The sequence below is a fragment of the Massilia genomosp. 1 genome (assembly GCF_011682185.1).
GTDB classification, from domain to species: Bacteria; Pseudomonadota; Gammaproteobacteria; order Burkholderiales; family Burkholderiaceae_D; genus Telluria_A; species Telluria_A rubra.
Window position 1 is genome coordinate 1 of record NZ_WHJF01000258.1, and the last position, 1,735, is coordinate 1,735.

Below are 1,735 nucleotides of genomic sequence, written 5' to 3' on the forward strand. Positions count from 1 at the left end.
TTTCTTATCTCTGTACCTGCTAAGGTTATAGGGACAAGCCGTACGGGCAATTAGTATCAGTTAGCTTAATGCATTACTGCACTTCCACACCTGACCTATCAACGTCCTGGTCTCGAACGACCCTTTAAAGAGCTCAAGGCTCTGGGAAATCTCATCTCAAGGCAAGTTTCCCGCTTAGATGCTTTCAGCGGTTATCTCTTCCAGACTTAGCTACCCGGCAATGCCACTGGCGTGACAACCGGTACACCAGAGGTCTGTCCACTCCGGTCCTCTCGTACTAGGAGCAGCCCCCTTCAAATTTCCAACGCCCACGGCAGATAGGGACCAAACTGTCTCACGACGTTTTAAACCCAGCTCACGTACCACTTTAAATGGCGAACAGCCATACCCTTGGGACCGGCTACAGCCCCAGGATGTGATGAGCCGACATCGAGGTGCCAAACTCCCCCGTCGATATGAACTCTTGGGAGGAATCAGCCTGTTATCCCCAGAGTACCTTTTATCCGTTGAGCGATGGCCCTTCCATACAGAACCACCGGATCACTATGTCCTACTTTCGTACCTGCTCGACTTGTCAGTCTCGCAGTTAAGCACGCTTATGCCATTGCACTATCAACACGATGTCCGACCGTATCTAGCGTACCTTCGAACTCCTCCGTTACACTTTAGGAGGAGACCGCCCCAGTCAAACTGCCTACCATGCACTGTCCCCGATCCGGATAACGGACCAAGGTTAGAACCTCAAACAAACCAGGGTGGTATTTCAAGGATGGCTCCACGATGACTGGCGTCACCGCTTCAAAGCCTCCCACCTATCCTACACAGATTGGTTCAAAGTCCAATGCAAAGCTACAGTAAAGGTTCATGGGGTCTTTCCGTCTAGCCGCGGGTAGATTGCATCATCACAAACATTTCAACTTCGCTGAGTCTCGGGAGGAGACAGTGTGGCCATCGTTACGCCATTCGTGCAGGTCGGAACTTACCCGACAAGGAATTTCGCTACCTTAGGACCGTTATAGTTACGGCCGCCGTTTACTGGGACTTCAATCAAGAGCTTGCACCCCATCATTTAATCTTCCAGCACCGGGCAGGCGTCACACCCTATACGTCCACTTTCGTGTTTGCAGAGTGCTGTGTTTTTATTAAACAGTCGCAGCCACCAGTTTATTGCAACCCTTTCACCCTCATGGAGTAAACCAATCAAGCTACCGGGGCGTACCTTTTCCCGAAGTTACGGTACCAATTTGCCGAGTTCCTTCTCCCGAGTTCTCTCAAGCGCCTTAGAATACTCATCTCGCCCACCTGTGTCGGTTTGCGGTACGGTCTCGTATGACTGAAGCTTAGAGGCTTTTCTTGGAACCACTTCCGATTGCTTCAAGACCTAAGTCTCTCGTCTCGACCCCTTGAATTCCGCGCCCGGATTTGCCTAAGCGCCTTCTATGAGTCAAAAACCAACACTTCCAACCGTTGGACAACCTTCCGCGATCCGTCCCCCCATCGCATCATACGACGGTGCAGGAATATTAACCTGCTTCCCATCAGCTACGCATCTCTGCCTCGCCTTAGGGGCCGACTCACCCTGCTCCGATGAACGTTGAACAGGAAACCTTGGGCTTACGGCGTGGGAGCTTTTCACTCCCATTATCGCTACTCATGTCAGCATTCGCACTTCTGATACCTCCAGCATCCTTTACAAGACACCTTCGCAGGCTTACAGAACGCTCTCCTACCATAT

General features: G+C 51.4%; 1 rRNA gene. It reads right to left on the minus strand.

Annotated elements, in window-relative coordinates:
- Positions 1–29 precede the first annotated feature (29 nt).
- Positions 30–1,735 (minus strand): 23S ribosomal RNA (locus F1735_RS33380); the annotation flags it as partial.